Below are 12,627 nucleotides of genomic sequence, written 5' to 3'. Positions count from 1 at the left end.
CGCGATTGGAAAAGGGCGAATTTATGCGACATGCCGAAACGGTCACCTTCGGAGGGTCCGCCTTTGATCGCGCTGGCGAATTGCGCGCCGATCCCCTTGCTTTACAGGCCGCAGCCAAGGACAGCGCCGCACGCGCCGTGGTGTTCTGGCGCGGCAAACCGTTGATTGATCGCACCCGTCCGGCGGGGCTGGTACGCGTTGGCATGGACCATCCCGCCCTTGCGGAAGCGGCAGAGCCGCCGGTGTTTCTGGGTCGTGAGGACGGCGCGCCGCGATTTGCGTACAATTTGACGCAGTGGCAGCCCGAAGATGCGGATGACGCCGCGCTAGGTGCTTTTCTGGACCCGAGCGAACAGCACCACCCCGCCTTTGGCCCCGATCAGGTCTTTGCCGAACTCAGACGGGTGATGACATGGCTTGACCCGCGCGATGCCGAGATTGCGGCCAGCGCCAAGGCGGTGTTCGGTTGGCACGAAAACCATATGTTCTGTTCCAAATGCGGTGCGGCTTCCGAGGTCGCGATGGGCGGTTGGCAGCGCATCTGCCCGACCTGCAAGGCGCACCATTTTCCGCGCACCGATCCGGTTGTCATCATGCTGATCACACGGGGGAATTCGGTGCTTATGGGCCGGTCCCCCGGCTGGCCTGAAGGGATGTATTCCTTGCTCGCGGGCTTTGTCGAACCGGGAGAGACGCTGGAAGCGGCGGTGCGCCGCGAGGTGTTCGAGGAATCCGGCGTGCGGGTTGGCGCGGTAGACTACCTTGCCAGCCAGCCATGGCCGTTTCCCGCGTCGTTGATGTTTGGCTGTCGTGGCGAGGCGATCAGCGACGAGATTACCATCGACCCTGCCGAGATCGAGGCCGCGCTATGGGTCAGCCGCGAAGAGATGATGAAGATTTTCGCCGGTGATCACGACACGATTCTCCCTGCGCGCGAGGGCGCGATTGCACACTTTTTGCTGGAAAACTGGCTTGCGGATACGCTGGATTAGACCGACACTGCGCAAAACACGGAATTACAGGCTCCAAACATGAAATTTTCCACTCGGGAAGACATCTCTGCACCGATTGATCAGGTGTTTCAGGCGCTTTGCGATTTTGAAAGCTTTGAGCGGCAGGCGATGCGCCGTGGTGTCGACGTGCGCCGGACGGACAAGCTGACCAAGGCGGCGGTGGGCATGACGTGGGATATCAATTTCATCATGCGTGGTAAGCCACGGGCGGTTAAGCTGGAGCTGGTCGGCTTTGACGTGCCGAACGAGTTGAGTTTCGACGCCAAGTCTTCGGGGATTGATGCGAATTTCAAGGTCGAGCTGATGGCCCTGTCGCGCAGCCGCACGCGCATGGCGATCTCACTGGATATCACGCCGCTGAACCTGTCGGCGCGTTTGTTGGTGCAGTCACTAAAGCTGGCCAAGTCGAACCTGACCAAACGTTTCAAGCTGCGCGTTGCGGATTACGCGCGCGGTTTGGAAGAAAAACTACAGCGCACCGCCTAGTCGCGTTTGGCGGCGGCGGGGTAGACCCCCAGAATGTCCAAGCGGTTGGTGAAGAACGATAGTTCCTCAAGCGCGAGCGCCAGTGCCGGATCATCGGGGTGCCCTTCGACATCCGCATAGAACTGGGTCGCCGTGAACGCACCGCCCACCATATAGCTTTCCAGCTTGGTCATGTTGACGCCGTTTGTCGCGAAACCGCCCATCGCCTTGTACAGCGCGGCAGGGATGTTGCGCACCTCAAAGACAAATGTGGTGATCATTGTCTCGGCACGGCGGGTGGTGTCAGCCTTGGGTGACATCAGCAGGAATCGCGTGGTGTTATGGCCCTGATCCTCAATGTCGCGGGCCAGAATGTTCAGCCCGTGAATGTCCGCCGCCACGGCAGAGGCCAGCGCCCCCACACCCATTTCCCCCGCCTGCGCAATGGCCGCAGCGGCGCCTGCGCTGTCGGCAGCGGCTTCGGCGGTGATGCCGTGCGCCTCAAGAAATGTGCGGGCTTGTGGAATCAGCACCAGATGCGCGCGCACGTGGCGAATATCTTCGAGGGTCTGGCCCGGCATGGCCATGAGCGCGATGCGCACACGCACAAACGCTTCGTCCACGATGTGCAGGCCGCTGTCGGGCAACAGGCGGTGAATGTCGGCCACGCGGCCATAGGTGGTGTTTTCCACTGGCAGCATCGCCATGTCGGCATCGCCCTTGCGCACTGCCGCAATCACGTCTTCAAAAGTGGCACATGGTACGGGGATCGCATCGGGGCGCGTATTTACGCACGCTTCGTGACTATATGCGCCCAATTCACCTTGAAAAGCGATCCGCTCTGCCATTTTATGTACGTCCTTATCGCTGCCCCAACACCGCAAATGGCGGGCAGGGCGATTGGTCGCGGTATCTATACCTTGCGAGTCGCAAGGGGAAGCCGTAGATACGCGCGGAAATGACAACTTGCGGTACGGGAACGGAATACAAATGTTCGACACCATGACCTTAACCAAGATCGCCAGCGGCCTGTGCGGCGCGCTGCTTATCCTTCTCCTTGGCAAATGGGCCGCAGAGGGACTTTACCATGTGGGCGGCCATGGCGGCGGCGAACAGGCCTATGTGATCGACACCGGTGCAGAAGACACCGCCGAGGTCGAAGAAGAAATCCCGTTCGAGACGATCCTCGCCTCCGCCGATATTGGCGACGGTGCCAAAGTGTTCCGCAAGTGCAGTGCCTGCCACAAGCTTGAGCAAGGCGCGAACGGCACAGGCCCATACCTTTACGGTGTGGTTGGCCGCGACGTCGCATCCGCTGAAGGCTACACCGCCTATTCCGGCAATCTGGTCGCAGTGGCCGATGTGTGGACTCCTGAAAACCTGAACGGTTTCCTTGAGAACCCCAAGAAATACGCACCCGGCACCACAATGGGCTTTAACGGCCTGCCCAAAGTCGAAGATCGCGCCGACCTGATCGCCTATCTCGACAGCCTCGACGACTGATCCCGTCGCATACCGTTATCTCAAAAGGCCGATCGCCCCGTGCGGTCGGCTTTTTTGTGCGTTGACGGTCGATTGCCGCCGATATGACGGCTGATCACATATTCTCAATTTGCATCTTGGCGCTGCCGCCGATTAGCTTAGTTTGACCGGCACAGCGTCCGTTCGTCACCCCGAGGAGGATCAACAATGCGCAACACCCATCACCGGAACAAGGCACAGGCCCGCGTCATCGCTGCACGCGACAAGACTGTGCGATGGGGGGCATTGGGCATCTTGGGGCTGATCATCACTTTGGCGGCTGCCACGTTCGCGCGGGCGGACGGGCACGAGGCTGTAACAACCTCGCACGGGTATTCCTTCTACGGCGATCTGACCTATCCCGAGGATTATCCGCATTTTGATTATGTGAACCCCGATGCACCCAAGGGCGGCGAGATTTCCTTGGGCACGGTGGGCACGTTTGATTCGATGCACCCCTATACTCGCAAAGGCCGCGCGGGGGCGTTGTCGTCCTCGATCTACGAAAGCCTGCTGGGCGAGGGCGTGAACGGCACGGCGGCACCCGCGGACGTTTACGGCGAATATTACGGCCTGCTGGCCGAGCGTCTGGAATATGACGAGGGCAAGAACTGGGTCATTTTCTACATGCGCCCCGAGGCACGGTTCTCCGACGGCACCCCCGTCACCGCCCACGACATCGCGTTTTCGCACAACCTGCTGCTGGACGAGGGGCTGAAATCCTATGCCGACGCGGTGCGCCAGCGCATTCCCAAGGTCGAGGTGATCGACGATCACACCATCAAATTCTATTTCACCGAAGGCATCTCGCGCCGGTCGCTGATTGATCAGGTCGGGTTCGTGCCTGCGTGGTCCAAGAAGTGGTACGAAGAAACCGGCGCGAAACTGGATGAAAGCCGCCTCGAAATCTCTCCCGGATCGGGGCCTTATGTGGTGGACGAGGTCGATGTGAACCGGCGCATCGTCTACAAGCGCAATCCCGACTACTGGGCGGCTGATCTGCCGTTCAACGTGGGGCGCAACAACTTCGATACGATCCGCATCGAATATTTCGGCGACGCCGAGGCTGCGTTTCAGGCTTTCCTTGCGGGTGAATTCACGTTCCGCACCGAAAACGATTCCAAGAAATGGGCGACGGGTTACGACGCGCCCAAAGTGCGCGACGGGTCCATCGTAAAGGATGATCTGGCGGACGGCTCGCCCCCTACGCCGACGGGCATCGTGTTCAATCTGAACTCCGAATTCCTCAAAGACCGCCGCGTCCGCGAGGCGATCTCGCTTGCCTTCAACTTCGAATGGACCAACGCGTCGCTGCAATACGGTCTGTTCAAACAGCGCGCGTCCTTCACCCAAGATACGCCACTGATGGCGACGGGCCTGCCTGAAGGGGACGAACTGGCTTTCTTGCAGTCCCTCGGTGACGTGGTCCCGCCAGAGTTGTTCGAGGCCGAGGCGCGGATGCCGCACACTTCGAACGGCGAGCGGCTGTTTGACCGCCGCAATGCGCGCAAGGCCATGGCACTGCTGGACGAGGCGGGCTGGCTGGTCGGCGATGACGGGATCCGGCGCAAAGACGGCAAGGTGCTGAAGCTGAACTATCTGTTCAACTCCTCCTCACCCGATACCCTGTCGGGCGCGATGGAGAATTTCGTTTCCAATGTCAAAAAGCTGGGCGTCGATATCACCTTCGAAAAGGTGGATTCCTCGCAATACACCTCGCGGGAACGCGACCGCGACTATGATTTGGTCTATGATGCCTATGCGCCATTCCTTGGCACTGGCACCGGTTTGATGCAGCGGTATGGCTCCGAAGCGGCAGAGTTTTCGCTGTTCAACCCCGCAGGTCTCGCCAGCCCGCTGGTCGATGCGATCATTGAGGCGTCACTGAACGCCGAAACACGGGAAGAGGAAGCCGCGTCGCTGATGGCGCTGGACCGCGCCCTGCGCCACGAGTTCATTATGATTCCCCTTTGGTACAATCCCAGCTATTGGGTCGCCTATTACGATATGTACGAACACCCGGAAACGATGCCGCCCTATGCGTTGGGGCAACTGGATTTCTGGTGGTACAACGAGGAAAAGGCGGCCGCGCTCAAGGCGTCCGGCGCACTAAGGTAAATTTATGGGCCCCTATATCCTGCGCAGGCTGCTGTTGGTTATTCCGACATTGTTGGGCATTCTGCTGGTCAATTTCACCCTCACCCAATTCGTTCCGGGCGGCCCTGTGGAACAGGCCATTGCCCGTGCGCAAGGGGGTGGGGATGTGTTCGGCGGCTTTGCCGGCGGCAACAACGACGCGGGCACGGACGAGTTGAACACTGCCTCGGACAGCACCTATGTGGGCGCGCGGGGCCTGCCGCCCGAATTCATCGCAGAGCTTGAGCGTGAATTCGGTTTCGACAAGCCCCCCGTACAGCGGTTCCTGAACATGGTCTGGAACTATGCGCGCTTTGATTTCGGAGAGAGTTATTTCCGGTCCATCGGCGTGATTGATCTGGTCAAGGAAAAGCTGCCCGTGTCGATCACGCTAGGGCTGTGGTCAACGATAATCGCCTATCTGGTGTCGATCCCGCTGGGCATTCGCAAGGCGGTGCGGGACGGCACGCCGTTCGATACGTGGACATCCGGCGCGATCATTGCGGCCTATGCCATTCCGGGATTCCTTTTTGCCATTCTGCTACTCGTGTTGTTCGCGGGCGGGTCATACTGGCAGATTTTCCCGCTGCGCGGCCTGACCTCGGACAACTTCGATGACCTCAGCCTTTTAGGCAAGGTGGGGGACTATTTCTGGCACATCACCTTGCCGGTTCTGGCGGGCACCATCGGGGCCTTTGCAACGCTGACCCTGCTGACCAAGAACAGTTTTCTGGACGAGATCAAGAAACTGTACGTGATGACAGCCCGCGCCAAGGGCCTGTCGGAATCCCGCGTCCTTTACGGCCACGTGTTCCGCAATGCGATGCTGATCGTGATCGCGGGTTTTCCGGCGGTATTCATCGGTGTGTTCTTTGGCGGATCGTTGATTATCGAAACCATTTTCTCGCTCGACGGTCTGGGCCGTTTGGGGTTCGAGGCCGCCGTGGCGCGCGACTATCCCATCGTGTTCGGCACCTTGTACATCTTTGGCCTGATGGGCCTGCTGGTCGGCATCCTGTCGGATCTGATGTATGTGCTGGTTGATCCGCGCATCGACTTTGAGCGGCGGGAGGGGTGAACACCATGCAGCAGCCCCCCGCACCCGCCCAAGCGCTGTCACTTGTGCCGACCGAACCCAAACGTGGCATGTTCACCCTGTCGCCGCTGAACCAGCGCCGCTGGCGGAACTTCAAAAAGAACCGACGCGCCTTCTGGTCGCTGTGGATCTTCGGCATCCTGTTCGGCCTGTCGCTCTGTGCGGAATTCCTTGCCTATGACAAGCCGATCGTCGTGCGTTACCAGAACGAGTTCTATTTCCCGATCTGGAACTTCTATGCGGAAACCGACTTTGGCGGCGATTTTCAGACCGAGGCAAGCTATCGCGATCCAGAGGTGGAATGCCTGATCGTGTCGGGCGGGCTTGAGGCGTGTTTTGACGACCCTGAAGACGTGATCGCCCAGTCGAAAACCGGCACCGTCGGCGGCGAGGCGATTACCCGCGGCTGGACCATCTGGCCGCTGATCCCCTACAGCTTTGACACTGCCGTTGACCGCCCCGGCGCGGCACCCTTGCCGCCCAACCGCCAGAACCTGCTAGGTACGGACGGGACCAAGCGCGACGTGCTGGCCCGTGTCATCCACGGTTTTCGCCTGTCGGTCCTGTTCACGCTGATTGTCACTGGCGCCAGCGCCGTCATCGGCGTGATCGCGGGCGCGGTGCAGGGGTATTTCGGGGGGCGCACCGATCTGATTTTCCAGCGCATCATCGAAATTTGGTCTTCGACGCCCAGCCTTTATGTCATCATCATCATGTTCGCCATTCTCGGGCGCAGCTTTTGGCTGCTTGTGTTCCTGCTGGTGCTGTTCGGCTGGACCGGCCTTGTCGGTGTGGTGCGGGCCGAATTCCTGCGGGCGCGCAACCTTGAATATGTGCGTGCGGCGCGTGCGCTTGGTGTGGGTAACATCACCATCATGTTCCGCCACATGCTGCCCAATGCGATGGTGGCGACGCTGACCATGCTGCCCTTTATCATCACGGGCACGATTTCCTCCTTGGCGGTGCTCGACTTCCTCGGCTTTGGCTTGCCGTCTTCCGCCCCCAGCTTGGGCGAGTTGACCTTGCAGGCCAAACAGAACCTGCAAGCGCCATGGCTGGCCTTTACCGCCTTCACGGTGTTCGCGATCATGCTCAGCCTGCTGATTTTTATCTTCGAAGGCATCCGCGATGCCTTCGACCCCAGAAAGACGTTCTCGTGACTGCGCTGCTAAATGTGACCGACCTGAGCGTCGGATTCCGTCAGGATGGCAAGCTGACCGAAGCGGTGCGCAACGTGTCCTTTCACGTGAACCGTGGCGAGACGGTCGCGCTGGTCGGTGAATCGGGGTCTGGCAAATCGGTGTCGGCACTTTCAACCGTGTCCTTGCTAGGCGACAGTGCCGAGGTGACGGGCTCCGTTACCTATGACGGGCAGGAAATGATCGGCGCGAGTGAGAAGCTGTTGCGCAAGGTGCGCGGCAACGACATCTCGTTCATCTTTCAGGAACCGATGACCTCGCTCAACCCGCTGCACACGATTGAAAAGCAACTGGGCGAAAGCCTTGCGCTGCATCAGGGACTGGCCGGTGACGCCTCGCGCGCGCGCATCCTCGAACTGCTGGACAAGGTGGGCATCCGTGATGCGGAAAGCCGTCTGGGGGCCTATCCGCACCAACTATCCGGCGGGCAGCGCCAGCGCGTTATGATCGCAATGGCCCTTGCCAACCAGCCCGACATTCTGATCGCGGACGAACCGACAACGGCGCTGGACGTGACCATTCAGGCGCAAATCCTTGACCTGCTGGCCGATCTGAAAAAGACCGAACAGATGGGGCTGCTGTTCATCACGCACGACCTTGGTATCGTGCGCCGCATCGCCGACCGCGTCTGCGTCATGCAGCATGGCGAGATCGTCGAAACCGGCCCGACCAAGGATATCTTTGACGCGCCGCAACATCCCTATACGCAAAAACTTCTTAGCGCCGAACCCACGGGCCAGCCTACGCCGGTGCCAGTGGATGCGCCGCTGATCGCGGAGACCTCTCACCTCAAGGTCTGGTTCCCGATCACACAAGGGCTGCTGCGCCGCACAGTGGGCCACGTAAAGGCGGTGAATGACGCCACCTTGCAGGTCCATGCGGGCGAAACCATTGGCATTGTAGGGGAATCCGGCTCGGGCAAGACGACGCTGGCACTGGCGATCATGCGCCTGATCTCCTCCGAAGGGGGGATCGTCTATATGGGGCAGGACATCCGCAGCTGGTCGGTGCGCGAGTTGCGCCGTCTGCGCAAGGATATGCAGATCGTGTTTCAGGACCCTTACGGGTCACTGTCGCCACGTATGACCGCGATGCAGATTATCGCCGAAGGTTTGGGTGTGCACGGTATTCAGGACGGGCGCACCCCGCGTGAGGTGGTGGGCGAGGTTATGGCAGAGGTCGGTTTGGACCCTGCCACGATGGACCGCTACCCGCACGAATTCTCGGGCGGTCAACGCCAGCGGATCGCCATCGCCCGCGCCATGGTGCTGCGCCCGAAACTGGTGGTGCTGGATGAACCGACGTCGGCGCTGGATATGACAGTGCAGGTGCAGATCGTGGAACTGCTGCGCGGGTTGCAGCAGAAATACGGCCTCGCCTTCCTGTTCATCAGCCACGACCTGAAAGTCGTCCGCGCGATGAGCCACAAGGTGCTGGTCATGAAGCAGGGCGATGTGGTCGAACAGGGCACCACAGATGACCTGTTTGACCGGCCCCAAACGGAATATACGCGCCTGCTGTTGCAGGCCGCGCATTAATCGGCGGCGCGCCTGAACGGGCGCGCGCCGCCGATAGGTCGTCAGGTTGCCATCATGCCGATCAGCATCGCCGCCGCCGCCACGATGTGGATCAGAATGATGGCGCGGTCGTTCCAGCGCAGTCCGACGATGAACCAGCCCAGAATGCCGAACACAAAGAAATACAAGTTCAGCGGGGTCACCCCCATCGCCGTGGCGCCATAGCCCAGAATTTGCGCGACAGAGGCCACCCATTTGATGACATCGGTGCTGATCGACAGCCCGCGCAAACGGGACCACAGCGTCGCGCGTCCCTGCGGCATCGGTGTTGCTGTCATGCGCAGCGACGGCAGGGACGGGCGCAGGCCCTGAGCAGAGATATGCGGGGTCGCGGTTTTCAACGTATTTGCATAAACGTTCAACATGATCGGCCTCATTGCAGATGTGGAGTTTGTCCAACGCTTGTTGATCGAAACGCGCATATATGCCAGACAAAGAGAATGCTAACATGTAAGCTGATATAACATATGGAGTGGCGCGACCTCCCTCCGCTCGCGTCGCTGCGGGCCTTTGCCGCCTTTGTGGAAACAGGCAGCGTGACGGCGGCGGGCGTGGCCTTGTCGGTCAGTCACGCCGCGATCAGCCAGCAGTTGCGCAGCCTCGAAACCTTTCTGGGGGTGACGTTGCTGGACCGGACGGGCCGCGCCATGACCCTGACCGCCGAGGGCGAATTGCTGGCCCAAGGCTGCGCTGACGGGTTTTCCCAGATCTTGGGCGCTGTGTCGCTGGTGACAGGGGCCGAGGCACAGCGCCCTTTACATATCTCGCCCACCCCGACCTTTGCGGCGGCGTGGCTGATGCCGCGCCTGCCGGAATTCCGCGCCGCCCACCCCGAGATTTCGATGGTCCTTGATCCGCGCCCCGACGTGGTCCCGCTGAAACCCGGCGGGATTGATCTGGCGGTGCGCCACGGCACGGGCGAGTGGCAGGGGTTGGAAAGCACCTTGTTGATGGAATCCGCGATGGTCGTTGTCGCCGCGCCCAGCCTGATCGAAGGGCGCGATGTGAGCGACCCAGAGGTGCTGTCCCGCCTGCCGTGGCTGGCCGAATTCGGCAATACCGAAAGCACACGCTGGCTGGCCGCGCGCGGTATCGAAAAGGGCGGCCATGGCACGCTGATCCAGGCCCCTGGCAACCTGATGCTGGACGGCGCGCGCGACGGGCAGGGGCTGGTGGTGATGGTGCGCAACTTTGTCGAGGCGGACATTCAGTCCGGCCGTCTTCAGGTCCTTCACGAAGAAGCCACCCCCGGCATGGGCTACTACATTGTGAGACGACCGGGCGTGATGCGCCCGCCACTCAAGGCCTTTGTACAGTGGATTTTGAAGGCCGCACGGCAATAGGGCGGGCGGCGATACTGCGCCCTAACGCAGGGCGACTTCGACCAGATGATCGACATGAATGTCCAGCGCGTCGATCACCGGAAATCCCGCGTCCTTCCCGTCAAAGGCCAAGCCCAGATCGGTGCCCGCCAGCAGGATGGCGTCCGCACCGCGCTGCATCATCTCGACCCCCGCTGCAAAGACGATGGCGCGGGCCTGATCCGAACAATGCCCTTTCGTCGCCATATCGAGATAGGCGTCATGCACTGCATCTATGTCCGTCGGTGCCAACGCAGTCGCGCTGTGCAACTGACCATAGAGGGCCGATCCCATAACCTGCCGCGTACCAAGCAGGCCGACAGTCCGTACCCCCGCTTGCGCCAACGCGGCATCCACGGGGGCGATTGCGCTGATCAGGGGGATGGGGGAAAGTGCCTCGGCCTCGGCAAAACAGAAGGATCCACCAAGCGAGGTGATGGTGCCAAAATCCGCGCCTGCACCCTGAAGCTGGGCCAAGTGGCGGGCATAGACCTGCGCCTGTGCGGCGCGGTCGTCGACTTGGGCGTTCTTGACTAAGGTCTGCACGTCGGCATGGACGATTGTGAGCTCAAGCGGTTGGTTCGCCGCGCGAAAGGCGGCCACGATGCGGTTGTAGTACACCACCGTCGCCGCAGGGCCGATGCCGCCGATCAAACCGATATGCATGGCAACGCCCCCGTTCGAATGCTCTTTAGGGCCCGATCATAAAGCACGACACATTGCGCGCTTGAAGCCGGCGGCAGGCAAGGTCGGCAGATTCGCGGGTCAGCCCCATAAAGTTCGCGTCAAATCCGGTCGGGCGGCGCACAACTTTACGCAGCGAACCGTCCAGCGTCGACATTTCGGCGAGCGCGGTTTGCAGTAGAACCTTCTCGGCCTTGTAGCGGCTGGTGTAGCGCCCGATGTTTACACCCCAGTGCCGACCGCCAGAGGTCGAGACGCGGGTGACGACTTCGGGTTCAGCAACGGGGCGGATACTTGCCTTGACCACGTTCTTGGGCCGTGCGGCGGGGCGTACGGCGGGGGCCATAGGTGCTGCACCCGCAGGGGCAGGGGCCGCTGTGGCGGGTGCCGCAGCCGCGACCACGACAGGCGCAGCGGCGACAGGTTCGGATTGTGCCGCCTCAAGCGCGGTCATGATGTCGTCAGGCGCGACCAAGGGCGTCGCCGCCGCAACGACGATAGGTGCCTCGGTCACAGGGCGCAGCTTGGGGCGCACGGAGTTTTTCACCGCGCCGGACAGACGGATGACCTTGCCTGCCGTGGTTGGCGCGCCATCGTCACGCACGACCACCATCGGATCATCGGCGGGTACGAAATCGGGTTTTTCAGGTTTGCGCAGCGGCGCACGGCTGGGCGCACGGCGGAACCCCATGTCCAACAGTTCCGCGATCTTGGCGTTACGGGCCGGTGTCGAGGTGCCGCCAAAGACGGTCGCGATGATCCGCTCGTTTCCACGCTCGGCCGAGGATACAAGGTTGAAACCTGCTGCACGGGTGTAGCCGGTCTTGATCCCGTCCGCGCCTTTGTACGATCCCAGCAGGCGGCGGTTGGTGTTGTACACTTCTTTCACGCCTGCATCGGTGGTGACGCGGGAAAACAGATTATAATATTGCGGGTAGTCATAAATGATGTGGCGGCCCATGATCGACATGTCGCGCGCGGTGGACAAGTGCCCGTTTTCGGTCAACCCGTGGGCGTTCTTGAACGTTGTGCGGGTCATGCCGAGCGATTGCGCCGTGCGGTTCATGCGACGGGCAAAGGCCGCTTCGGAGCCGGAGATCGCTTCGGCCAGTGCGGTGGCAGCGTCGTTGGCAGACTTTACCGCAGCAGCACGCACCAGATAGCGCAGCTTGATCTTTTGCCCCGACCGCAGGCCCAGTTTCGAGGGCGGCTCGGACGCGGCGTGGGACGAAATCGTCACCGTGGTGTCCATCGTGATCTCGCCACGTTCAACGGCTTGGAACACCACATAAAGGGTCATCATTTTGGTTAGCGAGGCGGGATGCAGTCGCGTATCGGCGTTGCGCGAATGCAGAACCTCGCCCGTGCGCGCATCCATCACAAATGCGGCGTAAGGTGCGGCAACTGCCGACAATGGTGCAAAGACCAGCATCCATACTGCGATGATTGAAAATAGCCCTAAACGGGCCGGCTGAATGCGCCGAACCTTCACGATAAACCTGCCTATGTCTGCCTCTGGCCGCCGATTTTTCGACTGGCCGATTATTGTTACAACCAAGGTAACACAGGTCACAT

At 60.9% G+C, this 12,627-nt stretch carries 12 protein-coding genes; 8 read left to right on the top strand and 4 right to left on the bottom strand.

The window, feature by feature from the left end:
• Positions 1-23 precede the first annotated feature (23 nt).
• Positions 24-992: an NAD(+) diphosphatase gene (nudC, locus tag AC6GQJ_RS08480; RefSeq protein ID WP_500773677.1), complete on the top strand. Its 969-nt coding sequence runs from the start codon at positions 24-26 to the stop codon at positions 990-992.
• Between the two features lie 39 nt (positions 993-1,031).
• Positions 1,032-1,499: an SRPBCC family protein gene (locus AC6GQJ_RS08475; RefSeq protein WP_500773675.1), complete on the top strand. Its 468-nt coding sequence runs from the start codon at positions 1,032-1,034 to the stop codon at positions 1,497-1,499.
• On the opposite strand, the gene AC6GQJ_RS08470 is transcribed toward AC6GQJ_RS08475, so the two are convergent.
• Complete coding sequence (locus AC6GQJ_RS08470; protein ID WP_500773673.1) at positions 1,496-2,326, bottom strand: prephenate dehydratase; 831 nt, start codon at positions 2,324-2,326, stop codon at positions 1,496-1,498. The two genes, AC6GQJ_RS08475 and AC6GQJ_RS08470, sit on opposite strands and share 4 nt — an antisense overlap.
• Positions 2,327-2,468: 142 nt before the next feature.
• On the opposite strand from AC6GQJ_RS08470, the gene AC6GQJ_RS08465 reads away from it, so the two are divergent.
• The 5 genes from AC6GQJ_RS08465 (at position 2,469) to AC6GQJ_RS08445 (ending at position 8,968) form a co-directional block, all read left to right on the top strand.
• A complete protein-coding gene (locus AC6GQJ_RS08465; protein ID WP_500773671.1) occupies positions 2,469-2,981 on the top strand; it encodes a c-type cytochrome in 513 nt (170 codons plus the stop codon).
• A gap of 186 nt (positions 2,982-3,167) precedes the next feature.
• Positions 3,168-5,117, top strand: a complete 1,950-nt coding sequence (locus AC6GQJ_RS08460; protein ID WP_500773669.1) for an extracellular solute-binding protein — start codon at positions 3,168-3,170, stop codon at positions 5,115-5,117.
• A gap of 4 nt (positions 5,118-5,121) precedes the next feature.
• On the top strand, positions 5,122-6,213 hold the full coding sequence (locus AC6GQJ_RS08455) for a microcin C ABC transporter permease YejB (RefSeq protein ID WP_500773667.1): 1,092 nt from the start codon (positions 5,122-5,124) through the stop codon (positions 6,211-6,213).
• A 68-nt stretch (positions 6,214-6,281) separates the two neighbouring features.
• Entirely contained in the window at positions 6,282-7,391 is a 1,110-nt protein-coding gene (locus AC6GQJ_RS08450) for an ABC transporter permease (RefSeq protein WP_500773857.1), read from the top strand.
• Positions 7,388-8,968 (top strand): ABC transporter ATP-binding protein, encoded by a 1,581-nt coding sequence (locus tag AC6GQJ_RS08445; RefSeq protein ID WP_500773665.1) that lies wholly within the window; start codon positions 7,388-7,390, stop codon positions 8,966-8,968. Before AC6GQJ_RS08450 ends, AC6GQJ_RS08445 begins: the two co-directional genes overlap by 4 nt.
• Positions 8,969-9,009: 41 nt before the next feature.
• On the opposite strand, the gene AC6GQJ_RS08440 is transcribed toward AC6GQJ_RS08445, so the two are convergent.
• Positions 9,010-9,372 (bottom strand): DUF6552 family protein, encoded by a 363-nt coding sequence (locus AC6GQJ_RS08440; protein ID WP_500773663.1) that lies wholly within the window; start codon positions 9,370-9,372, stop codon positions 9,010-9,012.
• A gap of 102 nt (positions 9,373-9,474) precedes the next feature.
• Here AC6GQJ_RS08440 and AC6GQJ_RS08435 point away from each other — a divergent pair, with 102 nt between their 5' ends.
• Positions 9,475-10,350 (top strand): LysR family transcriptional regulator, encoded by an 876-nt coding sequence (locus AC6GQJ_RS08435; RefSeq protein WP_500773661.1) that lies wholly within the window; start codon positions 9,475-9,477, stop codon positions 10,348-10,350.
• A 21-nt stretch (positions 10,351-10,371) separates the two neighbouring features.
• On the opposite strand, the gene AC6GQJ_RS08430 is transcribed toward AC6GQJ_RS08435, so the two are convergent.
• A complete protein-coding gene (locus AC6GQJ_RS08430) occupies positions 10,372-11,034 on the bottom strand; it encodes an aspartate/glutamate racemase family protein (RefSeq protein WP_500773659.1) in 663 nt (220 codons plus the stop codon).
• 25 nt (positions 11,035-11,059) lie between these two features.
• Complete coding sequence (locus tag AC6GQJ_RS08425; protein WP_500773657.1) at positions 11,060-12,484, bottom strand: D-alanyl-D-alanine carboxypeptidase family protein; 1,425 nt, start codon at positions 12,482-12,484, stop codon at positions 11,060-11,062.
• Between the last annotated feature and the right edge of the window lie 143 nt (positions 12,485-12,627).

Source organism: Tateyamaria sp. 7Alg 36 (assembly GCF_059882455.1).
Note: the sequence above shows the minus strand (reverse complement) of the source record. Positions and strands in the feature narration are given on the sequence as shown.

Coding starts and splice junctions, on each gene's coding strand:
- nudC (WP_500773677.1), top strand. CDS start 24: ATGCGACATGCCGAAACGGTCACCTTCGGAGGGTCCGCCTTTGATCGC.
- AC6GQJ_RS08475 (WP_500773675.1), top strand. CDS start 1,032: ATGAAATTTTCCACTCGGGAAGACATCTCTGCACCGATTGATCAGGTG.
- AC6GQJ_RS08470 (WP_500773673.1), bottom strand. CDS start 2,326: ATGGCAGAGCGGATCGCTTTTCAAGGTGAATTGGGCGCATATAGTCAC.
- AC6GQJ_RS08465 (WP_500773671.1), top strand. CDS start 2,469: ATGTTCGACACCATGACCTTAACCAAGATCGCCAGCGGCCTGTGCGGC.
- AC6GQJ_RS08460 (WP_500773669.1), top strand. CDS start 3,168: ATGCGCAACACCCATCACCGGAACAAGGCACAGGCCCGCGTCATCGCT.
- AC6GQJ_RS08455 (WP_500773667.1), top strand. CDS start 5,122: ATGGGCCCCTATATCCTGCGCAGGCTGCTGTTGGTTATTCCGACATTG.
- AC6GQJ_RS08450 (WP_500773857.1), top strand. CDS start 6,282: ATGTTCACCCTGTCGCCGCTGAACCAGCGCCGCTGGCGGAACTTCAAA.
- AC6GQJ_RS08440 (WP_500773663.1), bottom strand. CDS start 9,372: ATGTTGAACGTTTATGCAAATACGTTGAAAACCGCGACCCCGCATATC.
- AC6GQJ_RS08435 (WP_500773661.1), top strand. CDS start 9,475: ATGGAGTGGCGCGACCTCCCTCCGCTCGCGTCGCTGCGGGCCTTTGCC.
- AC6GQJ_RS08430 (WP_500773659.1), bottom strand. CDS start 11,034: ATGCATATCGGTTTGATCGGCGGCATCGGCCCTGCGGCGACGGTGGTG.
- AC6GQJ_RS08425 (WP_500773657.1), bottom strand. CDS start 12,484: ATGCTGGTCTTTGCACCATTGTCGGCAGTTGCCGCACCTTACGCCGCA.